Below are 24488 nucleotides of genomic sequence, written 5' to 3' on the forward strand. Positions count from 1 at the left end.
GGGTTTTAACCTTGCCGCATGCTCGCCAGCCTCGACCGCCCAGAGGAGACGTTTCGATGGCCACCCTTCACGTCAACGGCACGACCCGCACGGTGACTGCCGACCCCGAGACCCCGCTGCTGTGGGTGCTGCGCGAGCAACTCGGGCTGACCGGCACCAAGTACGGCTGCGGCATCGCGCAATGCGGCGCCTGCACGGTGCACATCGACGGCCAGCCCACCCGCAGCTGCGTGCGGCCGGTGTCCTCGGTGAGCGCGAAGGAGAAGATCGTCACCATCGAAGGGCTGTCGGCGAAAGGCGACCACCCGGTGCAGAAGGCCTGGCAGGCGATGGACGTGCCGCAGTGCGGCTACTGCCAGTCCGGAATGATCATGGCCGCGGCGGCGCTGCTGAAGCAGAAGCCCGACCCGACCGATGCCGACATCGATGCGGCCATGACCAACATCTGCCGCTGCGGCACCTACAACCGCGTGCGCGCCGCGATCAAGGCGGCGGCGAAGGGCGGCGACATGAAGAAGCTGGCGGTCGACATCCAGCACATCGTGGCGGAAGGGGGCCAGGCATGAGCACCGTCACCCTCTCGCGTCGCTCGTTCATCGGCGCTTCGGCCGGCCTGGTGGTCGGCTTTCACATCCCCTTCGCCGGTGCGGCGGCGCACACGGAGACGCCCGAGATCAACGCCTGGGTCGTGGTGAAACCCGACGACACCGTGGTGATCCGCATTGCCCGCTCCGAGATGGGCCAGGGCACGCTCACCGGCCTCGCGCAACTCGTGGCCGAGGAACTCGACTGCGACTGGGCGAAGGTCACGACCGAGTACCCGACGCCGGGCCAGAACCTTGCGCGCAAACGTGCCTGGGGCAACTTCTCGACCGGCGGCAGCCGCGGCATCCGCGAGTCGCACGAGTACGTGCGCAAGGGCGGCGCCACCGCGCGGCTGATGCTGGTGCAGGCCGCGGCCGACCAGTGGAAGGTGCCGGCGAGCGAATGCCGCGCCGCCAACAGCGTGATCACGCACACGCCGAGCGGCCGCACGGTGAGCTACGGCAAGGTCGCCCTCGCCGCCGCGAAGCTCACCCCGCCCACCGACGTCGCGCTCAAGGACCCGAAAGACTGGAAGCTCGTCGGCAAGCCGCTCGCCCGCCTCGACACGGTCGACAAGACCACCGGCGCGCAGGTCTACGGCAGCGATCTCAAGCTCCCCGGCATGCTCAACGCCGCCATCAAGGACTGCCCGGTCTTCGGCGGCAAGGTGAAGCGCATCGACGAAGCCGCCATCGCCAAGCGCCCCGGCGTGAAGAAGATCGTGCGCGTGGGCGACAGCGCCGTGGCGGTCGTGGCCGACACCTGGTGGCACGCGAAGAGCGCGCTCGACGCCTTGCCCATCGAGTGGGACGAAGGCCCGAACGCGAAGGTGTCGAGCGCGAGCATCGCGGCTCTGCTGAAGGAAGGCCTCGACGCGCCGCAGGCGGTGGTGGGCAACAGCAACGGCGATGCGAAGGCGGCGCTTGCGAGCAGCGCGCGTGTGATCGAGGCGGTGTATTCGTACCCGTTCCAGAACCACGCGACGATGGAGACGATGAACGCGACGGTGAAGTACACGCCCGAGCGTTGCGAAGTGTGGACCCCGACGCAGAACGGCGAGGCCGCACTCGCCGCGGCCAGCGAGGCCTCGGGCCTGCCGGCCGAGAAGTGCGAGGTCTACAAGCTGCTGCTCGGGGGCGGCTTCGGACGGCGCGGCGCGGTGCACGACTGGGTGCACCAGGCGGTGGCCATCGCCAAGCAACTGCCCGGCACGCCGGTCAAGCTGATCTGGTCGCGCGAGGAAGACATGACGCACGGCCGCTACCACCCGGTCACGCAATGCAAGCTGCGCGCGGGGCTCGATGCCGATGGCAAGCTCAACGCACTGCACATGCGCCTCTCGGGGCAGTCGATCCTTGCGGGTGTGTTCCCGCAGATGATCCGCGACGGCAAGGACCCGGTGGTCTTCCAGGGCCTCAACCCGCCCGGGCCCGAAGCGTCGATCGGCTACAGCGTGCCGCACCTGCTCGTCGACCACGCGATGCGCAACCCGCATGTGCCGCCCGGCTTCTGGCGCGGGGTCAACCTGAACCAGAACACCATCTACCTCGAGTGTTTCATCGACGAAATCGCGCACGCCACCAAGACCGACCCGCTGGCCTTCCGGCGCGCGCTGATGGCCAACCACCCCAAGCACCTCGCGGTGCTCAACGCCGCCGCCGAGCGCGCCGGCTGGGGCACACCGGCGCCGGCCGGCGTGTACCGCGGCCTCGCGCAGACGATGGGTTTCGGCAGCTACGTGGCCGCGTGTGCCGAGGTGTCGGTGAGCGACGAGGGCCAGCTCAAGGTGCACCGCATCGTGGCCGCCACCGACCCCGGCCATGCGGTCAACCCGCAGCAGATCGCGGCGCAGGTCGAAGGCTCGTTCGTCTACGGCCTCTCGGCTGCGCTCTTCGGCGAGTGCACGGTGAAAGACGGCCGCATCGAGCAGGACAACTTCAGCACCTACCCGGTGCTGCAGATGGAGCACATGCCCAAGGTCGAAACCATCGTCATGCCCTCGGGCGGCTTCTGGGGCGGGGTGGGCGAGCCCACCATCGCGGTGGCTGCACCGGCCGTGCTCAACGCAATCTTCGCGGCCACCGGCAAGCGCATCCGCGAACTGCCGTTGCGGCACCACAGCCTGAAGAAGGCTTGATGCGCGGCTGGATCGCGCTGCTGTCGCTGGCCTTGACCGCCTGCGCCACGCCACCGGGCGACACCCTGGCGCCGCTCACCGCCACCCCCGGCGATGCGGTGCGGGGCCGCGCCCTCGCGGCGAGCCGCGAGAAGGGGCTGTGCCTGCTCTGCCACACCGCACCCATTCCCGAAGACCGCTTCCAGGGCACCCTCGCGCCCGACCTCGCGGGCGTGGGCAGCCGCTACAGCGCCGGCGAGCTGCGCGCACGTGTGGTCGACGCCCGCCGCTTCAACCCCGAGACCATCATGCCGGCCTACCATCGGAGCGAAGGCCTCACGCGGGTGGCGCCCGCGCTACGTGGCAAGACCTTGCTCACCGCGCAGGAGGTGGAAGACGTGGTCGCCTGGCTGGGCACACTGAAGTAGGGGCTGGGCATGAATCGACGCGACGCGCTTTTCTCCCTCGGTGCCGTGGTGGTGCTGCCCGCGCATGCCACCTCCTCGGAGATGGAGGCCGCGATCCGCGGCTATGCCGACGGCCGGCCGGTGACTCGCGGCAAGGTGAAGCTCGACGTGCCGCCACTGGTGGAGAACGGCAACGCGGTGCCCATCACCGTCACCGTCGACAGCCCCATGAGCGCCGCCGCGCACGTGACCGGCATCGCCGTCTTCAACGACCGCAACCCGCAGCGCGACGTGGTGCGCTTCACGCTCACGCCGCGCTCTGGCCGCGCGCAGGTGTCGACGCGCATCCGCCTGGCCACCTCGCAGCAGCTCGTCGCCGTGGCACGCCTCAGCGATGGCACGTATTGGTCGGACGCGGTCGACGTGCTGGTCACGCTCGCCGCCTGCCTGGAGTGAGCGCACGATGGCCCGCACGCTGATCACCGCGCCCACCACCGCCCGAAAAGGCGAGGTGATCGAGCTGCGCACGCTCATCGCACATGTGATGGAAACCGGCTTTCGCCCCGACGCCAACGGCAGCACCAAGCCGCGCGACCTCATCACCCACTTCAGCTGCCGCTACAACGGCGAACTCGTCTTCAGCGCCGAGCTGTACCCGGCCGTGGCCGCCAACCCCTACATCGTCTTCACCACCGTGGCCACCGACAGCGGCACGCTCAGCTTCGAATGGAGCGGCGACAACGGCTTCCAGCAGAGCGAGAGCGTGAAGATCGAGGTCACATGAAGCTCGCGGCGCTCCTGCTCCTCGTCATGGCGCCGGCCGTGTTCGCGCAGGACCTGCGCCGCTCCGGCTTCGACGACATGAGCCGCGAGACCCAGGCCATGCAGCGCGACGACCTGCAGAACCCCGGCATGCTGTGGGTGCAGGAGGGCGCGGCACTGTGGGCCCAGCCACCCGCAGCCGAGGGCAAGGCCTGCAGCGGCTGCCACACCGCGGCCTCGATGCGTGGCGTGGCCACGCGCTACCCGGCGTTCGACGCGGTGCTGCAGCGGCCGGTGAACCTGTCCCAGCGCATCAACCTCTGCCGCGAGCGCCGGCAGAAGAGCGCGCCCCTCGCGCACGAGAGCCCCGACCTGCTGGCGCTTGAAAGTTACGTCGCGCACCAGTCGCGCGGCCTGCCCATCGCGCCGCCCGACGATGCGCGCCTGCAGCCCTACCGCACGCGCGGCGAGGCGATGTACCGGCAGCGCCTGGGCCAGCTCGACCTCTCGTGCGCCCAGTGCCACGACCAACGTGCCGGCCTGCGCCTGGGCGGCAGCCGCATCCCGCAGGGCCATGCGAACGGCTACCCGCTCTACCGGCTGGAGTGGCAATCGCTCGGCTCGCTGCAGCGGCGCTTGCGCAACTGCCTCACCGGCGTGCGCGCCGAGCCCTACCCGTTCGGCGACATGGCCCTCATCGAACTGGAGTTGTACCTTGCCAGTCGCGACGAGGGCATGACACTCGAAGCCCCCGCCGTCAGGCCATGACCTTGAAGGAGCCCCCATGATCGACCATATCGGTTTCGGCGCCAGCGACTACGACGCCAGCATGAAGTTCTTCCAAGCCGCCCTCGCTCCGCTTGGCTACAAGGTGGTGATGGAGGGCCCGCCCGGCGCCGGTGCGGGCCTCGGCAACGCCCACGCGCCCGAGCTGTGGATCAGCCCGTCGGCCCAGAAGCCGGCACCGCTGCACCTCGCCCTGCGCGCCGAGACACGTGCCGACGTCGACGCGTTCTACAAGGCCGCGATGGCGGCCGGCGGCAAGGACAACGGCGGCCCCGGCCTGCGCACGCACTACCACCCGAACTACTACGGCGCCTTCGTCATCGGCCCCGATGGGCACAACGTGGAAGCGGTGTGCCACAAGCCGGCGTGACCTGTCTCCTGCAGGGGCGCGCGGGCTCTGCCACACTCGCCGCTCCTTCGTCACCCGCACCGCCATGCCCGCGATCTGGAAACAACCCGCCTCCATCGAACTGCTGACCCGGTTCAGCGTCAACACCGCGTCCGAACACGTCGGCATCGAGTTCACCGAAGTCGGCGACGACCACCTGACGGCCCGGATGCCGGTCGATCAGCGCACCAAGCAGCCGGCCGGCATCCTGCACGGCGGCATGTCGGTGGTGCTGGCCGAGACGCTCGGCTCGTGTGCTGCCGCCTTCGCCGCGCCGAAAGGCCACCGCGTGGTGGGGCTCGACATCAACGCCAACCACATTCGCCCGGTCACGGGTGGGTGGGTCACGGGCACCGCGCGGCCGGTGCACGTCGGCCGCACCACGCAGGTGTGGCAGATCGAGATCAAGAACGAAGACGGCAAGCTCACCTGCCTGTCGCGCATCACGATGGCGGTGCTGATTCCCGATGATGCAAAAGGAGCCACGCCATGAGCGCTTCGACCCTGCTGCATTCGCTCTTTCGCGAGAAGGCCTGGATCAACGAGCAGTTCTTCGCGCAGCTCGGCCAGCTCGACGAGGCCAACCGCCACACCGCGCTGCGCACGCTGAACCACATCCACACGGTCGACCGCATCTTCCGCGGCCACCTGAGCGGTGAAGCCCACGGCTTGAGCAGCACCAACACGCCCGAGACGCCCACCGTCGCGCAGCTCGGCGAGGCGGTGGCCGAGGTCGACCGCTGGTACGTCGACTACACGCGCACCGTCACGCCGCAGCAGCTCGACGAGCGCCTGGCGTTCACCTTCACCGATGGCGACAAGGGGCTGATGTCGCGCGAGGAGATCCTCGCGCACGTCATCACGCATGGCGCGTATCACCGCGGCGAAGTCGGCCGCCTGATGAAGAGCGCCTCGCTCACCCCGCCGCGCGATCTCTTCACCCGTTTCCTCCACCAGGCCGAGCCGGCACGGCGCGGCTGACCTCCAGCGCACGACGACGACATGACCCTGAACGACTTCCCCATCACGAAGAAGTGGCCCGCCCAGCACCCCGACCGCCTGCAGCTCTACTCGCTGCCCACGCCCAACGGCGTGAAGGTCTCGATTGCGCTCGAAGAGACGGGCTTGCCGTATGAGCCGCATCTGGTCGACTTCAACACCAACGACCAGCTCTCGCCCGAGTTCATCTCGCTGAACCCGAACAACAAGATCCCGGCCATCATCGACCCGCATGGCCCGAACGGCGCGCCGCTGGCGCTTTTCGAGTCGGGCGCGATCCTCGTCTACCTCGCGGCCAAGACCGGCCAGCTGATGCCCACCGACGTGGCCGCGCGCTACGAGACGCTGCAGTGGCTGATGTTCCAGATGGGCGGTATCGGGCCGATGTTTGGCCAGCTCGGCTTCTTCCACAAGTTCGCCGGCAAGGACTTCGAAGACAAGCGCCCGCGCGACCGCTACGTGGCCGAGAGCAAGCGGCTCTTGGGCGTGCTCGACAAGCACCTCGCCGGCCGCACCTGGATCATCGGCGACGACTACACCATCGCCGACATCGCGACCTTCCCCTGGGTCAACAACCTCGTGGGGTTCTACGGCGCGGGCGAGCTGGTCGGCTTTGCCGACTTCAAGAACGTGCAGCGCGTGCTCGAGGCCTTCAAGGCCCGGCCGGCGGTGCAGCGCGGGCTGCAGATCCCGAAGCGGCCGGGCTGACGCGGCGCCCGGAGCCCGCCTCGCGCGGGCTCAGGCGGGCAGCAGCGCCGACCAGCTGGTGCGCGGCTCGCCGAGCACGAAGCCCTGCGCGTAGTCGACACCGGCGCTGCGCAGGCGCTGCAGCACGGTCGTGTCTTCGATCAGCGGGGCGATCACCACCGCTTTCATCGCATGGGCGAGGTCGGTCATGGCGCGCACCATCAGCACGCCGACCTCGTCGCCCGCCAGGCCCTGCACCAGGCTGCCGTCGAGCTTGACGGCCGACAGCGGCAGGCCGCGCAGGTGGCCCAGGCCGCCGAGGCCTCGGCCGTATTCGTCGAGCAGCAGGCGCACGCCGAGCTGGTGCAGCTCGCCCAGCACCGGCAGCAGCGCCGGCAGTTGTCCGGCGAGTTCGCTTTCCTTGATCTCCAGGCACAGCTGGCCGGGCGCGAAGGCGCCTTCGCGCAGCAGCGTGGTGAGGCGGGCGAGGTAGCCGGCGTCGAGCAGCGAGGCGGTGGCCACGTTGAGGTGGAAACGCGAGGCGACGGGCCGGGCCTCGCGCGCGAGCATGAGCGCGATGCGGTCCATCACCCAGCCGTCGAGCGCGGGCATCAGCTCGAAGCGCTCGGCCTGCGAGAGGAAGGCGCGCGGCGCGAGCAGCGTGTCGACGTCGTCGAGCCGCACGAACACCTCATGCCCGTACAGGGCGTTGGCGGGCAGCTCGTCGGCCATCTCTTCGGTCGTGGCTTCGGGCAGGCGGCGCAGGTCGAAGATGGGCTGGAACTGCAGGGCGAAGCTGCCCGCGGCGAGGGCGATCTTGAGCCGCTCCGACCACGACTGCTGCAGCGTGGCCAGCGCGCCGGCATCGCCGCCGAGGTCGAACATGTGGATGCGGTTGCGGCCCTCGCGCTTGGCGATGTGGCAGGCCGCGTCGGCGCAGTTCATCGCGTAGGCCGGCGAGAGCGTGTGGCGGCTCAGGCGCGCGATGCCCACGCTGCCCGAGACCTCGAACTCGCGCCCGCCGTGGCTGAAGTTGCCGTCGTCGAGGATGGCGCGGAATTTCTCGGCCAGGGCGAGCACGCTGCCGTCGTCGACGTTGCGCAGCAGCACGGCGAACTCGTCTCCGCCCAGGCGTGCCACCAGGTCGGACTGGCGCGAGCGCGACTTGAGCTTGCGCCCGATGCTCGACAGCAGCGCATCGCCCGCCGCGTGGCCGGCGGAGTCGTTGATGTGCTTGAAGCGGTCGAGGTCGATGAAGAGCAGCGCGCTCTGCTCGGCGCTGCGGCGCAGGCGGAAGATCTCCTGCTCCAGCATGTATTCGAAGTGCCGGCGGTTGTGCAGCTTGGTGAGGTGGTCGTGGCGCAGCTGCCATTGCGTCTCGGCCTCGTGGCGCTTGCGCTCGGCGATGTCGCGGAAGGCGACCACCACGCCGACGCAGTCTTCGCCCTGATGCTGCGGACGCACCGTGCACTCGACGTTGAGCATCTCGCCATCGGCGCGCCAGAACACCGTCTCCCAGTTGCTGAGTGAATCGCCCAGCTCGTAGGCCTGTTGCAGGAAGCAGGTCTCGGCGGGCACCGGGCGGCCGCGCTCGTCGCGGTGGTGCAACCGCTCGTGGGCCGAGAGCCCGACGAGTTCGTCTTCGTGCGTGCACTGCAGGAGCCGCAGCGCCGCCGGGTTGACGAAGGTGATGCGGCCGTGGCGGTCGACGCCGTAGACGCCGTCGCCCACCGACGAGAGGATGAGTTCGAGCCGCTGGCCTTCTTCCTTCAGGCGGCGCTCGCGCTCGCACAGCCGGGCCATGCTGTCGACACGCGCGACCACGAGTTCGTCGGACTCGTTCTTGAACATGCACTCGCTCGCGCCCGCCGCAAGGCAGTCGCTGATGAGGCCTTCTTCATACGAGCCGGTGAGCACGGCGAGCGTCATGTCGCGCGTGGCTGGCAGCTCGCGCAGGGCGCGGCACAGCATGGCGCCGTTCATGCCGGGCATGAAGTAGTCGATGACCGCGAGGTCGAAGTGCTCGGTCTTCACGCGCTCGAGCGCGGCTTCCGCGTCTTCGCAGGCCACCACCGCATAACCGTGGTTGCGCAGCAGCCGCTGGTACTTGGTGCGGCTGGTGCGCGAGTCGTCGACCAGCAGCACCTTCAGCGCCGTGGGCGACTCGGCATCGGGCCGCAGCTCGCTGGCCACTTGCGCGAGCAGGCCGCGCACCAGGCGCGGCACTTCGGACGGCCGCTGCAGGCGCTGCACGCGGGTGTAGGCACGGCCCGACGACAGGCTTGCATCGACGTGCGACGGGTCGGCGGCCAGCACCACCAGCGCGAGCTGCCGGCAGTCGGGCTTCTGCAGGCGTTGCACGAAGGCCTCGCAGATGGCCGCCGGCGTGTTCGACCAGCCGAGGATCAGCGTGGCCAAGCCGCGCGACAGCTCCTGGTCGAAGGCCGCCAGCGCCTGGGCATCGGCCGGCAGCGACACCACGGCGAAGCCGTGGCGCAGCAGCAGCTTCTCCAACCCGCAGCGCAGGGTGGGCGACGACTCGACGAGCAGCAATCGGTGCATGGCAGCGATGTTAGGAGGGGCTTCCTCACGGCACGCCGCGCATTCCGTGAGCAATTTGCACAAAGCAGCCGATGCCCTGCGCAGCGTCGGTTAGGCTGTGGCAAACACCACGATCGGACCGTCGCCGTGCGCCCTTACGTGAAAGTCCCCAGCCTGCTGTTGCTGCCCTTGTTGTTGTCGGCCTGCATCGTGGTGCCGCGCACGGAAATCGTGTTCGACGACGACTGCAAGATCCAGAAGCGCCAGATGGTGCTCGACGTGCAGCAGATCGGCTGGTTCGGCGGCTGCGCCAACGAGGGCTGCGTGGCCCTGCTGGTGGGCGCAGGGGCCGTGGCCACGGCAAGCGCCGTGATCTCGGGCAGCATCGCGGTGATCGGCAACGTCGTCTACTGGCTGGAGCGGCGCGGCCAGTGCTTCAAGTAGGCCGGGGCCGCTGCACCGCGACGCGCCCGCGCGTGGCCACCTGCACCGCAAGCGAGGCCGCGACGGCCGCGGCGAAGGCCCTGCCGGTGCCCCAGCCGGGCAGTGCCAGGGCGAGCACGAAGCAGAAGGCGACGAAGGCATAGAGCCCGGTCGCCATCGCGCGCAGCAAGGCGGCGGCGAAGCCACCGCCCTGGCTGCGGTGCGAGAACACCGCCAGCACGATGCCCAGCACCGGGAACACCGCCAGCAGGCCGCTCCAGGCCGGCCCGAGCGCCGCGGCCGCGGCGGTCACGCCCACCGTGAGCCCGGCGCCGGTGGCCATGCGCAGCAGCAGCTCGCCGCGGCCCGTCGTGCGCGCCGAGGGCTGGAGGGCCTCCGCGGGGAAGAGCCTCGCCGCCATCCACAAGGTGCCGAGCGCGAGCGCCAGCGCCCACCCCAGCGGCAGCGGCCAGCGCGCCAGCAGCGTGGCCATCACGGCCCAGGACACCAGCCCCGCGAGCAAGGCCGGCCACCACCGCCCGCGCAGGCCGGCGTGCGCGAAAGCGAGGCTGAAGCTCACCGAGGCCAGCACCGCCGACAGCGACAGCGTGGCCGCCGAGGACGCGAAGCCGGTGCCGCGCTCGACCGCCAGGAAGAAGAGGATGGGGCCGGTCACCACCGGCAGGCCGGCGAGCCAGCCGGCCACCTGCGGCCCCCATCGGCGCCCCGCCAGCGAAAGCATCAGCAGGAAGGTGGGGACGAGCAGCAGCTTGAGGGCGAGCAAGGTGTCGGGGGCGGAAGGTGGGCCCCCGATTGTGGCGGCGAGCGTCAGCCCACCGCGTGCCGGTACAGGTGCCAGCTCGCATGCCCGAGCCACGGGCCGACCACGAGCAGGCCCGCGAAACCCGGCAGCAGCGCCAGCACCACGAGCACGGTGACGATGGCACCCCACACCAGCAGCACCGGTGTCTGCGTGAGCACCAGCCGCAGGCTGGTGAGCGCCGCGGTGATTGCATCGGTCTGCCGGTCGAGGATCATCGGGATGGCGACCACGCTCACCGCGTAGATGAGCCCGGCGAACACCGCGCCCACCGCGAGGTAGGCGACGATGAAGCCGAGGTTGTCGAGGTCGAGCAGGGCGAGCAACGAGCCCTTGAAGTCGGGCATGCCGTCGAAGCTCACCGCAAACACCACCAGTGCCGCGCGCCCCCACAGCATCTCGAGCACCAGCAGCGCAAAGCCGAAGATGGCCAGCGTGCCGAGCCGGGTGCGCCACGCGAAGAGCGAGTCGGCGAAGTGCGGCGCGCCACCCGCTTCGAGCTGCTGGCTCACGCGGTACAGGCCCATGCAGAGGAATGGCCCCATCAGCAGGAAGCCGGCCGACAGCGCGAGCACGTACACCGGCGCATGCCGGAACACCGCCAGCAGCGCCCAGCCCATCGCCACGAAGCAGGCGCCGTAGAAGAGGCCGATCCACGGCGCGCGCTTGAAGTCGCGCAGGCCCAAGCGCAGGCATTGCACGAGCGTGCGCCAGCTCAGCGGCCGCAGGGGAATGTCGAAGGCCGTCGCGGGGCGCGAGCTGTCGTCGCGTGTGGCGTCATGCGCGGAGTCATGCGAGGCGTCATGGGAGGAGTGGGGGGTCGTCATCGCCATGGTTCGTGCGGTGTTGCGCGGCAGGTCGCAACACCGCATCTTGAGCCGATCGCGCGGCCGTGTGCCCCTCGTTCTCCCCGATACACAAGTGCCGGCCCAGGGATAGCGTGGGCCGCATGAGTGAGGACCCGTTCAGGGAAGGTGTCGCCTATCACGTGCGCCGCCTGGTCGACCACGTGCCGTCGATGCTCGGCTACTGGGACGGCGACCTGCGCTGCCGCTTCGCCAACCGGGCCTACGAGCGCTGGTTCGGCGCGGCCCCCGGCAGCCTCGTCGGCACGCGCCTGCAGGACCTGCTGGAGCCCAAGGTCTTCGCGATGAACGAGCCCTATGCGCGCGCAGCCCTCGGCGGGCAGGAGCAGATGTTCGAGCGGCATGTGCGCTCGCCCGGTGGCGACATGCGCCACATCGTGGCCCACTACCTGCCCGACATGGTCGACGGCCGCGCGGTCGGCTTCATGGTCGAGGTCACCGACGTCACGCGGCTCAAGGAGATCGAAGCCGCCTTGCGTGCCGAAGTGGCCGAGCACCAGCGTGCGCTCGACCTGCTGCGGCGCAGCGAGGCGGCCATGCGCGAGGCGCAGCGCCTGGGCCAGATCGGCAGCTGGGAATGGGACATGGCCAGCGGCCGCACCCGCTGGTCGGAGCAGCTCTACACCATCTTCGGCTACGACCCGGGCGAGCCGCCGCCGCCGGCCGATGCGGACCGCACCCAGACCTATCCGCCGCACAGCATGGCCCTGGTGCAGGCGGCCGTCGTGCGCACGATGAAGACCGGCGAGCCCTTCGCGCTCGAAGTGGAATACCGGCGCCGTGGCGGTGGGGGAGGCTGGATCGAAGCCCGCGGCGAAGCCGTGCGCGACGAGACCGGTTGCATCACCGGCCTGCGCGGCACGGTGGCCGAGATCACCGTGCGCCGCCAGATGCAGGACGTCCGGCTCGCGCGCGACGTGGCCGAAGCGGCCAGCCTCAACAAGACGCAGTTCCTCTCGCGTGTGAGCCATGAGTTGCGCACGCCGCTCAACGCGATCCTCGGCTTCGCGCAGCTCTTCGAGATCGACCTGTCGCTCACCGAGAAGCACCGCGCCTGGGGCGGCCTCATCCGCAGCAGCGGGCAGCACATGCTCGACCTGATCGACGAGATCCTCGACCTGTCGAGTGCCGAGCTGGGCCAGTTGCGCATGGCCACTGCCCGCATGGACCTGGCCGAGATCGTGCGTGGCTGCCTGGTGCAGCTGTCGCAGGTGGCCGAGGCGGCGCGCATCCAGCTCGTCGACGCGCTGCCGGCGCAGGCGCTGCCGGTCCACGCCGACCCGCGGCGCGTGCGCCAGGTGGTGCACAACCTGCTGTCCAACGCGATCAAGTACGGCCGCGCGGGCGGGCGCGTGACGGTGTCGGCGCGCCTCGGCAGCAGCGAGGTCGCGCTGCGCGTGCAGGACGACGGCATCGGCATGGACGCCACCCAGCTGCAGCGCCTCTTCACGCCCTTCGACCGCCTCGGCGCCGAAGCGACGGCCGTGCCCGGCAGCGGCCTCGGCCTGGCCCTGAGCCGCCACCTGGTCGAGCTGATGGGTGGTCGGATCGACGCCCAGAGCCGGCCGGGCGAGGGGTCGCTCTTCACCGTCACGCTGCCAGCGGCCGCCACGCCGGACGACACGAGCGCGCGCCCACAATCGGGTGCATGAGTGTTCCAGGGCCCGCGCACGCCACGCCTTCTTCCTTCCGCTTCCGCCCCCGCCTCACGCTGCAGACCCTGAACCGCGGCCACGGCCTGCTGGGCCTGCGCCCAAGCGGCCCGTTCGGCCCGCGTGGCCCCGAGGTCACGGTGGCGCGCATCGGCTGGCTCTACCGCCACGAAGACGGCCGCGAGACCGAGCTGCCCGCGCCGACCTCGGTGCTCAACAGCCGCGGCCCGGCCGTCGTGCAGGTCGACGATGCCGAAGGCGGCCCGTGGTCGATCACACGCGAGCGCGCCGCCGAGGCCGACGCGCTCGATGCCGTGTGGGCGGCCGGCCTGCACCCGCTGCCCGACGATGCCCTGCAATGGCGCTCTGCCGACCTGCCGCGGCCCGCCGGCCCGCTGTGGACGCTGTTGCGCGAAGAGCAGTTCGGCGACTTCTGGGCCGAGCGTGTGCCCGAATGGCAGGCGGCGGGCTGGAGCGTGGTGGTGCTGCCCGGCTTCGCGCACGAGACGCTGCAGGTGCAGGGCTGGAAGCTCGTCGTCGAGCCGGCTACCGGCGAAGTGCTGGGCCGCGAAATCGCCGTGCCGCTGCGTGCCGACGACGTGCCCATCGAGGCGCTGCGCCAGCCCTGGCGCGAGGGCAGCTGGATGCTCTCGCTCGGCGTCGAGATCGCCGGCGAGACCTGGGACCTGGTGCCGCTGCTCGCCGACCTGCTCAAGCGCGACAGCCGCTGGCTTTCAGTCGCGCACATCGAAAGCATCGACGACCGCGCCACGGTGCGCCTGCGCGCGCCCGGGGGGCGGCGCATCGACGCGCCCGCCGCGCCCATCAAAGCCATCGTGCGGGCGATGGTGGACCTTCTCACCGACCCGGCGCGCCAGCACGGCCCACTGCCGCTCGGCGGCTGGGACGCGCACCGCCTCGAGCTGCTGCGCAGCGCGTTGCACGACACGCAGGCGCAGCGCGCCGGTCCACATGGCACCTGGCAACTTCAAGGCGAGGGCGGCCTGCGGCTGCTCGCCGAGCGGCTGCGCCACGCGGGCACGCCGCAACCCGTTGCACCCCCGCAAGGGCTCCAGCTCAGCTTGCGCACCTACCAGCGGCAGGGCCTCGACTGGCTGCAGTACCTGCGCGAGCACCGGCTCGGCGGCATCCTGGCCGACGACATGGGCCTGGGCAAGACCGCGCAGGCGCTGGCGCACCTGCTGGTGGAAAAGGAAGCCGGCCGCCTCGACCGGCCGGCGCTCGTGGTGCTGCCCACTTCGCTGCTCTTCAACTGGTGCGCCGAAGCACAGCGCATGGCGCCCGGCCTGCGCCTGCTGGTGCTGCAGGGGCCCGAGCGCGCGAAAGACTTCTCCCGCATCGACGAACACGACGTCGTGCTCACCACCTACCCGCTCCTGTGGCGCGACATTGAAGCGCTGGTGGCGCACCCCTTCCACATCGTCATGCTCGACGAAGCGCAGGCGGTGAAGAACGCCACCGGCCGCAGCGCGGGCGCCTTGCGCCGCCTGCAGGCCCGGCATCGGCTGTGCCTCACCGGCACGCCGCTCGAGAACAACCTCGGCGAGCTGTGGGCGCAGTTCGACTTCCTGATGCCCGGCTTCCTGGGCGACAGCCGCGGCTTCGCCCGCCAGTGGCGCAAGCCCATCGAGGAGAACGGCGAAACACTCAAGGCCGAGCGGCTCGCGCAGCGGGTGCGCCCCTTCATCCTGCGCCGCCGCAAGCAGGACGTGGCCACCGAGCTGCCGCCGCTCACCGAGGTGATCGAGCGGGTGCAGCTGCAGGGCAGGCAACGCGAGCTGTACGAGAGCGTGCGTGTCGCCTCCGACGAGATCGTGCGGCGCATGCTCACGCGGCGCGGTTTCGCCGGGGCGCAGATCACCATCCTCGATGCGCTGCTCAAGCTGCGCCAGGTGTGCTGCGACCCGCGCCTGCTCAAGAGCCACAAGACGCCGCGCGGCATGGAGCGCGCGAAGCTCGATTGGCTGTGCGACCAACTGCCCGCGCTGGTGGCCGAAGGCCGGCGCGTGCTGGTGTTCTCGCAGTTCACGCAACTGCTCTCGCTGATCGAGCTGGCGCTCGACGCGCTGCAGCTGCCCTGGCTCGCCTTGACCGGCCGCACGCCGGTCGCGACCCGCGGCGAGGTGGTGCAGCGCTTCCAGTCGGGCGAGGCGGCGGTGCTGCTGGTGAGCTTGAAGGCCGGCGGCCAGGGCCTCAACCTCACCGCCGCCGACACCGTGATCCACATGGACCCGTGGTGGAACCCCGCCGTCGAAGCCCAGGCCACCGCCCGCGCCCACCGCATCGGCCAGACGCAGCCCGTCTTCGTCTACAAGCTCATCGCCGAAGGCAGCATCGAGGAGCGCATGCTGGCGCTGCAGTCGCGCAAGCGCACGCTGGCCGAGGGGGTGCTGGGGCACGACGACGAGTCGGCGGCGAAGTTCAGCGAACAGGACCTCGCCGACCTGCTCGCACCGCTGCGCTAGCGCGGCTCAGAAGGGCAGCGCCGTCGTGTCCTTCACCTCTTCCATCACCGCGTAGGTGTGCGTCTCGCGCACGCCGGGCAGCGTCCAGATCACCGAGCCCACGAGCTGGCGGTACGCCTCCATGTCGGCCACGCGGGTCTTGATGAGGTAGTCGAAGCCGCCGGCCACCATGTGGCATTCGAGGATCTCGGGGCGCACCTGCACCGCGGCCTTGAAATGGTCGAACACGTCGGGCGTGGTGCGGTCGAGCACCACCTGGATGAAGACCATCATGCCGGCGCCGAGCTTCTTCGGGTTGAGCCGCGCTTCGTAGCCGAGGATGTAGCCATCGCGGGTGAGCCGCTTCACCCGCTCGAGCACGGCCGTGGGCGACAGGTGCACCGCTTCGGCGAGCTTCAGGTTGCTGATGCGCCCATCGGCCTGCAAGAGGCGCAGGATGCGGGCGTCGATCTTGTCCAGCCCCTCGGGCAACGGGTCGGCGGAGGCGGCGTTTTTCTTCATGCGTGGGTTATAAACCGAGCACCCAAGAACACCCACCCCCGGAGGACTCCTTATGCGTGCGACCCGTTGGCTGATCGCGCTTCTCGTCGTCGTGCTGCTCGGTGCCGCGTACGTCGCGGTGGTGCTGAACTGGAGTTACTCGGACGGCGAGCGGGCGGGCTGGGTGCAGAAGCTCTCGCGCAAGGGGTGGCTCTGCAAGACCTGGGAAGGCGAGCTCTCGCTGGTCTCGATGCCGGGCTCGGCGCCCGAGAAGTTTCTCTTCACCGTGCACGACGACGCGGTGGCCGCGGAGATCAACAAGGTCATGGGCAAGCGCGTGGCGCTGCACTACGAAGAGAAAGTGGGGCTGCCCACCAGCTGCTTCGGCGAAACGCGCGCCTTCGTGACCGGCGTGCGCGTGCAGGACGAGATCTCGCTGATGCCCGGTGTCATCGTGCCCGTGCCGCCGGGGGCTTCGGCACCCGCCGCCTCGGCCGCGTCTCGCTGAGCTGCCCGGCATGTTGCGGGCCGCGCGCCGTGCCACCGTCGCGGTGGCCCTGCTTTCGCTGCTGACCGCACACGCACAGACCGCCCCACCCGCTGCGCCCGCTGCAGCCTCGCCCGCTGCCCGCCCCAAGGTCGGCCTCGTGCTCTCGGGCGGCGGGGCCCGCGGCGGCGCACACATCGGCGTGCTCAAGGTGCTCGAAGAGCTGCGCGTGCCGGTCGACCTGATCGTGGGCACGAGCGCCGGCTCCATCGTCGGCTCGGCTTACGCGAGCGGTCTGCCGCTGGCCGAGATCGAGGAGGAGATGAAGGGCCTGTCGACCTCCACGCTCTTTCGCGACGTGTCGCGCATCGACGCGCCCTACCGCCGCAAGGTCGACGACGGCGTCAACTACCTCGGCCCCGAGATGGGCCTGAACGCAAAAGGCATCGCGCTGCCCAAGGGTGCGGTGGCCGGTGTTTCGCTCGAAGCGGTGCTGCGCCGCCTGACACGCCTGCAGAACACCAGCAACTTCGACAAGCTGCCCATCCCCTTCCGCGCGGTGGCGACCGACCTCGCCAGCTCGGAGATGGTGGTCATCGGCCACGGCCAGCTGGCGCTGGCTGCGCGCGCGAGCATGGCGGTGCCGGGTGCGGTGAACCCGGTCGAGATCGACGGCCGGCTGCTGGTCGACGGGGGGCTCAAGCGCAACTTGCCGGTCGACGTGGCGCGCCAGCTCGGGGCCGAGGTGGTGATCGCCATCAACATCGGCACGCCGCTGCTCAAGCGCGGCGACATCCACTCGCTGGTCGACGTGACCGACCAGGTGCTGCGCATCCTGACCGAGGCCAACGTCACGCAGTCGCTGAAGGAGATGACCGAGCGCGACGTGCTGATCGCCCCCGACCTGAAAGACATCGGCTCCACCGCCTTCGATCGCCTGGGCGAAGCCGCAGCCGCAGGCGAGGCGGCCGCGCGCGCCGTGACCGAGAAGCTCGCGCGCCTGAGCCTGCCCGAGGCCGCCTGGGCCGCATTGCGCCGTGCGCAGGCCAACGCGCCGGGCGACCAGGCGCTGAAGATCGACGAGGTGCGCGTGGTGGGCGCACGGGTCGTCAACCCCGACGTGGTGCTCGCCGCGATGGACACGCAGGCCGGCGACGCGCTCGACACCGAGCGCCTCGACCGCGACCTGAAGCGCATCTACAGCCGCGGCGATTTCGAGAGCGTCAACTACAGCGTCTTCGAAGAAGCCGGCATCGGCCGCGTGCTGCAGGTCGAGGCCAACGAGAAGTCGTGGGGGCCGAACTACCTGCGGCTCGGGCTCTCGCTCTCGTCGACGCTGGAGGGCAACGCCTTCTTCAACCTGCAGGCAAGCCACCGCGCCACCTGGCTCAACGCGCTCGGCGCCGAGTGGCGCAACGACATCCAGCTCGGCCATGCGAGCGTGCTGCAGACCGAGTGGTACCAGCCGCTCACCACCGCGCAGCGGGTGTTCGTCGCACCGCGCCTGGAAGCCATCGACGAGCCTTTCGACATCTACGACGAGGACACGAAGAAGCGCCTGGCGCGCTTTCGCCGCCGTGCCTACGAGTTCGGGCTCGACGTGGGCGTGCCGATCGGCACCGCCGGTGAGGGACGTCTCGGTTTTGTGCGGGGCCGGGTCGAGCTGGCCGACGACACGAGCTTCGTGCCGGCGAGCTTTCTCGCCATCGACCGCCAGCTGGCCGGCGTGCTCGGCCGCTTGCGCATCGACCACCTCGACAACCTGCGCTTCCCGCGCGAAGGCTATGCCGGCGAGCTGCGCATCTTCATGTCGCACACCGCGCTCGGCGCAAGCGACACCTACACCAAGGCGCAGTTCAACCTGCAAGGGGCTGCGCACAGCGGGCCGCACACGCTGAGGGCCGCCACGCGGCTGGGCGGCAACCTGCGCTCGAGTCCGCTGCCCGACCACGAGATCCTCCAACTCGGCGGGTTCCTGAACCTGTCGGGCTACCAGACGGGGCAGCTGCTCGGCAAGGAGCTGCGCTTCGCGCGCCTCGTCTACAACTACCGGCTGGCACGCCCGGGCTTCCTCGATGGCATGTACCTCGGAGGGTCTCTCGAATTCGGCCGCATCGGCGACACGGTCTTCGGCCCCGAGCGCGCCCGGCTGCGCCGCGGCAACGCCCTCTACTTCGCGCTCGACACTCCCATCGGCCCCTTCTACCTGGCCTATGGCCTGGGCGACCGCGGCAACCGTTCGGCCTACCTCTTCCTCGGCCAGCCCTGACAGCCGGCGTCGAAAGCGCGGCGAGCGTGTCGGATGCCACGCTCCGCGGGGAGAACCGTCACGATTTGATGCGCCTGCGTGGCCGCATGCGTGCCACGATGCCGCTCACCATGAAGCGCTCTGCCCTCACCCACACCCTCACCCGTCACCCGCAATCGATGGCCCTGATGCTGGGGCTGTTTCTCGGCCAGGTCGTGGCGCTGATGGCGCAGCGCAATGCGGCCGGCTGGGCCGGCTTCGGCATCTCGACGGTGTTCGTCGCTGCGGCCTCGGCGGCCTTCGTGATGGGCGTGCTCGGCCTGCGCCAGGCGCGCCAGCCGGTGCCGGCGCCGATGCTCACACGCCAGGCCCGCGGCCTCGCGATCGCCATCGGCCTCGGGCTCGTGGCGTCGCTCCAGCTGCTCGGCTGAACAAGCCCGCTCAGAAGTAAAGGGCGATCACCTCGCCCACCCCGTCGTTCGTCATCACCGGCACGGCCACCAGGGCGCTCAGGCCCGCATCGCGTGCCGCGTCGCCCACCATGCCGGGCTCGGTCTCGGCGTGTTCGTTGATCACCGGCACGCCGCTCGCAAACGCCTTGCCGATGGAGCCGGCGAGCACGGTGCCGCCCTCCGAGGCGCGCAGCGCCCCCATGCGTTCGCAGAAGCCGAAGACGCGCTGCAGCCCCAGGTGCCCGTCGTCGGGCGCCCAGCATTCCACGCGCAAGGCGATGGGCGTGTCGGCGGTCGACAGCAGCGTCAGCACGTAGGCGTCGTCGCTCGGGGTGGCGCAGGGGATGGCCAGGCCCCGGTTGATGCCGAGTTCGGCGGCGGAGTCGGCCCGCACGAACTTGCCGGCCTGGCCGAGGTCGTCGATCAGCACCGCTGCGCCTTTCTGCCAGGCGAGGCCGGGCAGGCCGGTGCCGCGTGGCAGGTAGGTGTCGCGGCTGATGGCGGCAAAGCTGCCAGCGACACGGCTGCCGAAGTAGCCGTCGACGAGCGTCATGTCGGACGACACCCGTGCGTTGTGGCGCCACAGCTCGACCGCGCCGTCTTCGCCATCGCCGTCTTCGTGCCGGTTGGGGCCGCAGAAGAGCACCACCACGCCCGAGAGCGCGTCGCCGTGGAAGAGCGGCAGGCCGATGGCGCAGGTGTAGCCGGCATCGCGTGCCACGTCGGCGCGGCGGAAGTAGGAGCCGTCGAGTTCCTTCAGCACGATGGGCTGGCCGTCGTACCAGGCGCGGCCCGGCAGGCCTTCGCCACGGCCGAAGCACAGGCTGCGGCTGATCGCACCAAAAGCGGTCGCACGGCCGTACAGGCCGCCGCCGAATTCGAGCAGGCTGCCATCGGGTGTGGGCAACCAGGTTTCGACGGCCTTGATGAGGGTGTTCATGGGAGGAAGAGGGTCTGCATCGGATGCGGGCTTCCAGCAGGTTTCGAGCCAGCCTGTGGATGTGCTGCAGGGGACAGCAGGGGCAACACGCCCTGGCTACGATGACCGCTTCCCCACTCTTGCACAAGCCCCGCCATGAGCCAGAAAAAAGTCGCCGTCGTCACCGGGTCATCGTCGGGCATCGGGGCCGCCACCGCGCGCCTGTATGCCACCCGCGGCTGGAACGTGGTGGTCAACTATTCGCGCGACCCGGCCCCGGCGCAGGCCGTGGCCGAGGCCTGCAAGGCGCTCGGCGCCGAGGTGCTGGTCGTGAAGGCCGACGTCTCGCAAGACGCCGACTGCCGCCGCCTCGCCGCCGAGACGGAGGCCCGCTTCGGCCGTGCCGACGTGCTGGTCAACAACGCCGGCACCACCAAGTTCGTCGACATCAAGGACCTCGACGGCCTGGAGGCCGACGACTTCCACAAGATCTACAGCGTGAACGTGATCGGCGCCTACCAGATGGTGCGTGCCTTCGCGCCGCTGATGCGCCAGCACCCGGTGGCCGGCATCGTGAACGTGTCGTCAGTGGCGTCGATCATGGGGCGCGGCTCGTCGCTCGCCTACATGGCCTCGAAGGGCGCGCTCAACGCGATGACGGTGGGCCTGGCGCGCGCGCTCGCGCCGCACATCCGCGTCAACGCCATCGCGCCAGGGCTGGTCGAGACGCCGTGGCTGCAGGAAGGGCTGGGCGCCGAGAAGTACCAGGCCGGGGTCGACTGGTACAAGGGCCGCGCGGCGCTCGAGGAGGTGATCTCGGCGGACGACGTGGCCGAGACGGCGTGGTACCTCGGCGCGAGTGCGGCCAAGACGACGGGTGAGTTGCTGCTCGTCGACGCGGGGTTGCGCATCACCAAGGCGTGACCGCGGCCGGCGGGCGCTGCCGGGTGTGACTTTGGTCGGCCATGACGCGAGGGGGAATCCGCTACAAACCCGGCTGACACAGCTTCTTCCCTCGTCATGGATCACGGCGCATACGTTTTCTGCAGGCCTGTCGACGGCCTCGTCGGCCAGCACCAGTTCCTGGTGCTCGCCCCCAGCAACCCCACCCTGCTCACCGGCTTCACGCGCCCGATTGCCGGCCAGGCGCTGTGCGTGATCGGGGCGTACAACATCGCGGGCTATCTGCGCGCGAGGCTCTTCGCACCGTCGGACGTCAGCTTCCTCACACGCAAGCTCGCGACGCCGGGCGACCCCGAGGTGCAGACGTCCAAGGTCGAGCTCCAGATCTGCCTGCCCGGCTCGGAAGACCCCTTCCTGCAATGCATCACGCGTTGCTTCTCGCAGTACCGCACGTTCGAAGGGTCGAGCGGCGAGCTGCGCTACCCCGACATCACCGAGCAGCTCGACGGCTCGAGGTTCAACAGCAACTCGTGGGCGCAGAGCCTGCTCTACTGGTCGCAGCGGCTTTTCGCCCCGGCCAAGAACACCATCGACTTCAACGGGCTGGACATCGGCAACGACCGCCGCATCCCTCAGCGGTACTTCTTCCCCTGACCGGCGCCTTCAGGCGACCAGCGGCAGCGATCGCGCCCGCTTCCCCGTCAGCACGAAAAGCGCATTCGCCACCGCCGGTGCGATCGGCGGCGTGCCGGGCTCGCCCACGCCGCCGGGCGGGTTCGCGCTCTGCACCAGGTGCGTCTCGATCACGGGTGGCGCGTCGGCCATCTTGAGCAGCGGCAGGTTGGGGAAGTTGGTCTGCTTCACCGCGCCGCCTTCGATGTCGATGCGGCCGTGGAGTGCGGCAGTCAGGCCGAAGATCACCGCGCCTTCCATCTGCTGCGCCACGATGCCGGGGTTGACCACCGTGCCGATGTCTGCGGCGCACACCACGCGGTGCACACGCGGCTTGCCGTCCACCAGCGACACCTCGGCCACCTCGGCCACGATGCTGCCGAAGCTCTCGTGCAGCGCCACGCCGCGCGCCCGGCCAGCCGCGAGCGGCTTGCCCCAGCCGGCCTTGTCGGCCGCGAGCTTCAGCACCGCCGCGTGTCGCGGCATGTCGCGCAGCATCGAGAGGCGGAAGGCCACCGGGTCCTGCTTGAGCTCGTGCGCCAGCTCGTCGATGAAGCATTCGGAGAAGAAGGCGTTGTGCGAGTGGCCCACCGAGCGCCAGAAGCCGATGGGCACGCCGCTCTTCGTCGCCACGTGCGCGATGCGCTGGTTGGCGATGGCATAGGGCAGGTCGAAGAGGCCTTCGCTCGCCGTCTTGTCGGGCGCATCGACGGGCCCGGCGAGTGCGGGCAGGCCTCGCTCGATCCAGCGCGGCGTGATGAGGTCACCGGCGCTCGTGATCGCGAGGCTGCTTACTGCGCCCTTGTCGTCGAGGCTCGCTTGCATCACCGCCGCACCGGCCGGGCGGTAGAAGTCGTGCGTGGTGTCTTCCTCGCGTGTCCAGGTGAGCTGCACCGGGCGGCCGTTGGTCTCCATGGCGATGCGCACCGCCTGGCCGACCACGTCGACCTCCAGCCGGCGCCCGAAACCGCCGCCGAGGTAGGTGACGTGCAGCACCACGCTGCGCACATCGACGCCGGCCACACGCGCAGCCATCGCTCGCGCCATGTCGGGCACCTGCGTGGGCGCCCAGACCTCGACGCGGCCGTCTTTCACCTGCGCCGTGCAGTTCATCGGCTCCATCGCCGCATGCGCGAGGTAGGGCGCGTGGTACACGGCTTCGATGCGGCGCGAGGCCGCGGCGCTCGCGGCCTGCACGTCGCCTTGCTTGTGGAAGGCAAAGCCGCCTTGCTGCGTGGCGGCCTCGCGTGCCGCCGCTTCGAGCGAGGCCGCGATGCGGGTCGTGTCGACCGTGCCGGCGGGCGGCGCACGCCATTCGATGTCGAGCGCCTGCGCGCCCTGCTTGGCGTGCCAGGTGCTGCGGCCCACCACGGCCACGGCGGCGGTGGAGCCTCCCAGCGGGTTCAGGCGCACCACCCGCTCGACGCCGGGGAGCTTCATCGCCGCCTCGACGTCGATGCGGCCCGGGCTGCCACCGAGCACGGGGCTGTGGCGCACCGAGGCGAAGAGCTGCCCGGGCTGGCGCACGTCGATGCCGAACCTCGCGCGGCCGTTGACCTTGTCGGCAAGGTCGGTGCGCGGCGCGCGCGTGCCGACCAGTCGCCAGGCCTTCGAGTCTTTCGGCTGCACGGTGCTCACCGGCGTGGCGGCAGCTTCCTTCGCGAGCACGCCGAAATGCGCGCTCTGTTTGGCCCCAGCATGGCTGATCACGCCATCGACGATCTGCAGTTCCTCGCGCGGCAGCTTCCATTGCAGCGAGGCGGCGCCCAGCAGCTGCGCCCGCGCGGTGGCGGCGGCCATGCGCAGCACGTCCCACGCATCGGCCACGCTCGACGAGCCGCCCGTCACGCTGATGCCGAGTTCGCGTGCGACCTTGCTGACGATCCAGCGGCCGGCCTTCACGCCGCCCGTCTCGCGGCCGGGCTCGCTGTCTTTCGGGTGCAGCGGCAGGCTGCCGACGAACATCGCCACGTTGCCGTAGATCTTGCTCGGGCCGGCCTCGACCAGCTCCACCTTGCCGAGCGAGAGGTCGAGCTCTTCGGCGACCAGCATGGCCAGTGCGGTGTGCACACCCTGGCCCATCTCGCTGCGGTTCATGGCGAGCAGCACGTGGCCGTCGGGTGCGATCTTGAGCCAGCCGTTGAGCATGACGGGCCCGTCGGCGGCCGGCGGGCGCTGTGCGCTGCCCAGGCGGCTGCGCGGTGGCATCAGCCCCCAGCCGACCACGAGCGCGCCAGTCGCGCCCGCGCCCAGCAGGAGCAGGCTGCGGCGCCTCATGCCGCCACCCCGCCGCTGCGCAGTAGTTTCGCGGCCGTCTTGATGGCCTCGCGGATGCGCGGGTACGTGCCGCAGCGGCAGAGGTTGGTGATGGCCGCGTCGATGTCGGCGTCGGAGGGGTTGCGGTTCTTCGCCAGCAGGTCGGCCGCGGCCATCAACATGCCGCTCTGGCAGTAGCCGCACTGCGGCACCTGGTGGTCGACCCAGGCCTTCTGCAGCGCATGTGGCTGCGTGGCCGTGCCCAGGGCTTCGATGGTGCGCACCGGCTTGCCCTGGACCGTGCCGACCGGCGTCACGCACGAGCGCACGGCCAGGCCGTCGACGTGCACCGTGCAGGCACCGCAGGCGGCAACGCCGCACCCAAACTTGGTGCCGGTGAGGTTCAGCACGTCGCGCAGCACCCACAGCAGGGGCATGTCGGGCGGCACGTCGGCTTCGGGCAGGCGGTGGGTCTGGCCGTTGACACTCAGGTCCATACAGGTCTTTCCGCGGTCAGGGTGGCGCATTCTCAGCCAAGAGATATAGGCCGATC

General features: G+C 70.3%; 25 protein-coding genes. 18 read left to right on the forward strand and 7 right to left on the reverse strand.

Features of this window, described 5'->3' with window-relative positions:
- The first annotated feature begins 56 nt into the window (after positions 1-56).
- From RXV79_RS01310 to RXV79_RS01355, 10 genes are all read left to right on the forward strand, one after another.
- A complete protein-coding gene (locus RXV79_RS01310) occupies positions 57-566 on the forward strand; it encodes a (2Fe-2S)-binding protein (RefSeq protein WP_316701538.1) in 510 nt (169 codons plus the stop codon).
- Entirely contained in the window at positions 563-2722 is a 2160-nt protein-coding gene (locus RXV79_RS01315) for a xanthine dehydrogenase family protein molybdopterin-binding subunit (protein WP_316701540.1), read from the forward strand. Before RXV79_RS01310 ends, RXV79_RS01315 begins: the two co-directional genes overlap by 4 nt.
- Positions 2722-3129 carry a sulfur oxidation c-type cytochrome SoxX gene (soxX, locus tag RXV79_RS01320; protein WP_316701542.1) on the forward strand — a complete coding sequence of 136 codons (408 nt, stop codon included), beginning with the start codon at positions 2722-2724 and terminating at the stop codon, positions 3127-3129. Before RXV79_RS01315 ends, soxX begins: the two co-directional genes overlap by 1 nt.
- A gap of 9 nt (positions 3130-3138) precedes the next feature.
- Positions 3139-3564 carry a SoxY-related AACIE arm protein gene (locus RXV79_RS01325; RefSeq protein ID WP_316701543.1) on the forward strand — a complete coding sequence of 142 codons (426 nt, stop codon included), beginning with the start codon at positions 3139-3141 and terminating at the stop codon, positions 3562-3564.
- A 7-nt stretch (positions 3565-3571) separates the two neighbouring features.
- Positions 3572-3892 (forward strand): thiosulfate oxidation carrier complex protein SoxZ, encoded by a 321-nt coding sequence (gene soxZ, locus RXV79_RS01330; RefSeq protein WP_316701545.1) that lies wholly within the window; start codon positions 3572-3574, stop codon positions 3890-3892.
- Positions 3889-4638: a sulfur oxidation c-type cytochrome SoxA gene (gene soxA / locus RXV79_RS01335; protein WP_316701546.1), complete on the forward strand. Its 750-nt coding sequence runs from the start codon at positions 3889-3891 to the stop codon at positions 4636-4638. Before soxZ ends, soxA begins: the two co-directional genes overlap by 4 nt.
- Before the next feature lie 16 nt (positions 4639-4654).
- Entirely contained in the window at positions 4655-5026 is a 372-nt protein-coding gene (locus RXV79_RS01340) for a VOC family protein (RefSeq protein WP_316701547.1), read from the forward strand.
- 64 nt (positions 5027-5090) lie between these two features.
- Complete coding sequence (locus RXV79_RS01345) at positions 5091-5537, forward strand: hotdog fold thioesterase (RefSeq protein WP_316701548.1); 447 nt, start codon at positions 5091-5093, stop codon at positions 5535-5537.
- Complete coding sequence (locus RXV79_RS01350) at positions 5534-6025, forward strand: DinB family protein (RefSeq protein WP_316701549.1); 492 nt, start codon at positions 5534-5536, stop codon at positions 6023-6025. The genes RXV79_RS01345 and RXV79_RS01350 overlap by 4 nt, the downstream gene beginning before the upstream one ends.
- A gap of 21 nt (positions 6026-6046) precedes the next feature.
- Complete coding sequence (locus RXV79_RS01355; protein ID WP_316701550.1) at positions 6047-6751, forward strand: glutathione S-transferase N-terminal domain-containing protein; 705 nt, start codon at positions 6047-6049, stop codon at positions 6749-6751.
- A 30-nt stretch (positions 6752-6781) separates the two neighbouring features.
- Here the strand turns inward: RXV79_RS01355 and RXV79_RS01360 are convergent, their stop codons facing one another.
- Positions 6782-9292 carry an EAL domain-containing protein gene (locus tag RXV79_RS01360; protein WP_316701551.1) on the reverse strand — a complete coding sequence of 837 codons (2511 nt, stop codon included), beginning with the start codon at positions 9290-9292 and terminating at the stop codon, positions 6782-6784.
- Positions 9293-9430: 138 nt separating this feature from the next.
- Here RXV79_RS01360 and RXV79_RS01365 point away from each other — a divergent pair, with 138 nt between their 5' ends.
- Positions 9431-9715 carry a hypothetical protein gene (locus RXV79_RS01365; protein WP_316701552.1) on the forward strand — a complete coding sequence of 95 codons (285 nt, stop codon included), beginning with the start codon at positions 9431-9433 and terminating at the stop codon, positions 9713-9715.
- Here the strand turns inward: RXV79_RS01365 and RXV79_RS01370 are convergent.
- Positions 9708-10478 (reverse strand): hypothetical protein, encoded by a 771-nt coding sequence (locus RXV79_RS01370; protein ID WP_316701553.1) that lies wholly within the window; start codon positions 10476-10478, stop codon positions 9708-9710. The genes RXV79_RS01365 and RXV79_RS01370 overlap by 8 nt on opposite strands.
- A gap of 44 nt (positions 10479-10522) precedes the next feature.
- Positions 10523-11341: a DUF2189 domain-containing protein gene (locus RXV79_RS01375; RefSeq protein ID WP_316701554.1), complete on the reverse strand. Its 819-nt coding sequence runs from the start codon at positions 11339-11341 to the stop codon at positions 10523-10525.
- Between the two features lie 122 nt (positions 11342-11463).
- Here RXV79_RS01375 and RXV79_RS01380 point away from each other — a divergent pair, with 122 nt between their 5' ends.
- Positions 11464-13032 carry a sensor histidine kinase gene (locus RXV79_RS01380; protein ID WP_316701555.1) on the forward strand — a complete coding sequence of 523 codons (1569 nt, stop codon included), beginning with the start codon at positions 11464-11466 and terminating at the stop codon, positions 13030-13032.
- A complete protein-coding gene (locus tag RXV79_RS01385; protein ID WP_316701556.1) occupies positions 13029-15518 on the forward strand; it encodes a DEAD/DEAH box helicase in 2490 nt (829 codons plus the stop codon). Before RXV79_RS01380 ends, RXV79_RS01385 begins: the two co-directional genes overlap by 4 nt.
- A gap of 6 nt (positions 15519-15524) precedes the next feature.
- Here the strand turns inward: RXV79_RS01385 and RXV79_RS01390 are convergent, their stop codons facing one another.
- Positions 15525-16019 (reverse strand): Lrp/AsnC ligand binding domain-containing protein, encoded by a 495-nt coding sequence (locus tag RXV79_RS01390; protein ID WP_316701558.1) that lies wholly within the window; start codon positions 16017-16019, stop codon positions 15525-15527.
- 52 nt (positions 16020-16071) lie between these two features.
- Between RXV79_RS01390 and RXV79_RS01395 the strand changes: the two genes are divergently transcribed.
- The 3 genes from RXV79_RS01395 to RXV79_RS01405 all read left to right on the forward strand — a co-directional run bounded on the left by RXV79_RS01395 (position 16072) and on the right by RXV79_RS01405 (position 19164).
- Positions 16072-16506: a hypothetical protein gene (locus tag RXV79_RS01395; protein WP_316701560.1), complete on the forward strand. Its 435-nt coding sequence runs from the start codon at positions 16072-16074 to the stop codon at positions 16504-16506.
- A 10-nt stretch (positions 16507-16516) separates the two neighbouring features.
- On the forward strand, positions 16517-18754 hold the full coding sequence (locus tag RXV79_RS01400) for a patatin-like phospholipase family protein (protein ID WP_316701561.1): 2238 nt from the start codon (positions 16517-16519) through the stop codon (positions 18752-18754).
- Between the two features lie 110 nt (positions 18755-18864).
- Positions 18865-19164, forward strand: coding sequence for a hypothetical protein (locus tag RXV79_RS01405; RefSeq protein WP_316701562.1), 300 nt, complete (start codon positions 18865-18867; stop codon positions 19162-19164).
- A gap of 10 nt (positions 19165-19174) precedes the next feature.
- Here RXV79_RS01405 and RXV79_RS01410 read toward each other — a convergent pair whose 3' ends face one another.
- On the reverse strand, positions 19175-20125 hold the full coding sequence (locus RXV79_RS01410; protein WP_316701563.1) for a GAF domain-containing protein: 951 nt from the start codon (positions 20123-20125) through the stop codon (positions 19175-19177).
- A 135-nt stretch (positions 20126-20260) separates the two neighbouring features.
- Between RXV79_RS01410 and RXV79_RS01415 the strand changes: the two genes are divergently transcribed.
- Together RXV79_RS01415 and RXV79_RS01420 are read left to right on the forward strand one after the other, a co-directional pair.
- The gene (locus RXV79_RS01415; protein ID WP_316701564.1) at positions 20261-21028 is read left to right on the forward strand and encodes an SDR family NAD(P)-dependent oxidoreductase; all 768 of its coding nucleotides are present in this window, start codon (positions 20261-20263) and stop codon (positions 21026-21028) included.
- A gap of 96 nt (positions 21029-21124) precedes the next feature.
- Positions 21125-21661: a hypothetical protein gene (locus RXV79_RS01420; RefSeq protein ID WP_316701566.1), complete on the forward strand. Its 537-nt coding sequence runs from the start codon at positions 21125-21127 to the stop codon at positions 21659-21661.
- Between the two features lie 9 nt (positions 21662-21670).
- Here RXV79_RS01420 and RXV79_RS01425 read toward each other — a convergent pair whose 3' ends face one another.
- Together RXV79_RS01425 and RXV79_RS01430 are read right to left on the reverse strand one after the other, a co-directional pair.
- The gene (locus RXV79_RS01425; RefSeq protein ID WP_316701567.1) at positions 21671-23956 is read right to left on the reverse strand and encodes a xanthine dehydrogenase family protein molybdopterin-binding subunit; all 2286 of its coding nucleotides are present in this window, start codon (positions 23954-23956) and stop codon (positions 21671-21673) included.
- Positions 23953-24432, reverse strand: coding sequence for a (2Fe-2S)-binding protein (locus RXV79_RS01430; protein ID WP_316701568.1), 480 nt, complete (start codon positions 24430-24432; stop codon positions 23953-23955). Before RXV79_RS01430 ends, RXV79_RS01425 begins: the two co-directional genes overlap by 4 nt.
- Positions 24433-24488 lie beyond the last annotated feature (56 nt).

The organism is Piscinibacter gummiphilus, from assembly GCF_032681285.1.
GTDB lineage: Bacteria > Pseudomonadota > Gammaproteobacteria > Burkholderiales > Burkholderiaceae_C > Rhizobacter > Rhizobacter gummiphilus_A.

Excerpts from the sequence above, each read along its gene's own strand:
- RXV79_RS01310 (WP_316701538.1), top strand. The coding sequence starts at position 57 with ATGGCCACCCTTCACGTCAACGGCACGACCCGCACGGTGACTGCCGAC.
- RXV79_RS01315 (WP_316701540.1), top strand. The coding sequence starts at position 563 with ATGAGCACCGTCACCCTCTCGCGTCGCTCGTTCATCGGCGCTTCGGCC.
- soxX (WP_316701542.1), top strand. The coding sequence starts at position 2,722 with ATGCGCGGCTGGATCGCGCTGCTGTCGCTGGCCTTGACCGCCTGCGCC.
- RXV79_RS01325 (WP_316701543.1), top strand. The coding sequence starts at position 3,139 with ATGAATCGACGCGACGCGCTTTTCTCCCTCGGTGCCGTGGTGGTGCTG.
- soxZ (WP_316701545.1), top strand. The coding sequence starts at position 3,572 with ATGGCCCGCACGCTGATCACCGCGCCCACCACCGCCCGAAAAGGCGAG.
- soxA (WP_316701546.1), top strand. The coding sequence starts at position 3,889 with ATGAAGCTCGCGGCGCTCCTGCTCCTCGTCATGGCGCCGGCCGTGTTC.
- RXV79_RS01340 (WP_316701547.1), top strand. The coding sequence starts at position 4,655 with ATGATCGACCATATCGGTTTCGGCGCCAGCGACTACGACGCCAGCATG.
- RXV79_RS01345 (WP_316701548.1), top strand. The coding sequence starts at position 5,091 with ATGCCCGCGATCTGGAAACAACCCGCCTCCATCGAACTGCTGACCCGG.
- RXV79_RS01350 (WP_316701549.1), top strand. The coding sequence starts at position 5,534 with ATGAGCGCTTCGACCCTGCTGCATTCGCTCTTTCGCGAGAAGGCCTGG.
- RXV79_RS01355 (WP_316701550.1), top strand. The coding sequence starts at position 6,047 with ATGACCCTGAACGACTTCCCCATCACGAAGAAGTGGCCCGCCCAGCAC.
- RXV79_RS01360 (WP_316701551.1), bottom strand. The coding sequence starts at position 9,292 with ATGCACCGATTGCTGCTCGTCGAGTCGTCGCCCACCCTGCGCTGCGGG.
- RXV79_RS01375 (WP_316701554.1), bottom strand. The coding sequence starts at position 11,341 with ATGACGACCCCCCACTCCTCCCATGACGCCTCGCATGACTCCGCGCAT.
- RXV79_RS01380 (WP_316701555.1), top strand. The coding sequence starts at position 11,464 with ATGAGTGAGGACCCGTTCAGGGAAGGTGTCGCCTATCACGTGCGCCGC.
- RXV79_RS01385 (WP_316701556.1), top strand. The coding sequence starts at position 13,029 with ATGAGTGTTCCAGGGCCCGCGCACGCCACGCCTTCTTCCTTCCGCTTC.
- RXV79_RS01390 (WP_316701558.1), bottom strand. The coding sequence starts at position 16,019 with ATGAAGAAAAACGCCGCCTCCGCCGACCCGTTGCCCGAGGGGCTGGAC.
- RXV79_RS01395 (WP_316701560.1), top strand. The coding sequence starts at position 16,072 with ATGCGTGCGACCCGTTGGCTGATCGCGCTTCTCGTCGTCGTGCTGCTC.
- RXV79_RS01400 (WP_316701561.1), top strand. The coding sequence starts at position 16,517 with ATGTTGCGGGCCGCGCGCCGTGCCACCGTCGCGGTGGCCCTGCTTTCG.
- RXV79_RS01405 (WP_316701562.1), top strand. The coding sequence starts at position 18,865 with ATGAAGCGCTCTGCCCTCACCCACACCCTCACCCGTCACCCGCAATCG.
- RXV79_RS01410 (WP_316701563.1), bottom strand. The coding sequence starts at position 20,125 with ATGAACACCCTCATCAAGGCCGTCGAAACCTGGTTGCCCACACCCGAT.
- RXV79_RS01415 (WP_316701564.1), top strand. The coding sequence starts at position 20,261 with ATGAGCCAGAAAAAAGTCGCCGTCGTCACCGGGTCATCGTCGGGCATC.
- RXV79_RS01420 (WP_316701566.1), top strand. The coding sequence starts at position 21,125 with ATGGATCACGGCGCATACGTTTTCTGCAGGCCTGTCGACGGCCTCGTC.
- RXV79_RS01425 (WP_316701567.1), bottom strand. The coding sequence starts at position 23,956 with ATGAGGCGCCGCAGCCTGCTCCTGCTGGGCGCGGGCGCGACTGGCGCG.
- RXV79_RS01430 (WP_316701568.1), bottom strand. The coding sequence starts at position 24,432 with ATGGACCTGAGTGTCAACGGCCAGACCCACCGCCTGCCCGAAGCCGAC.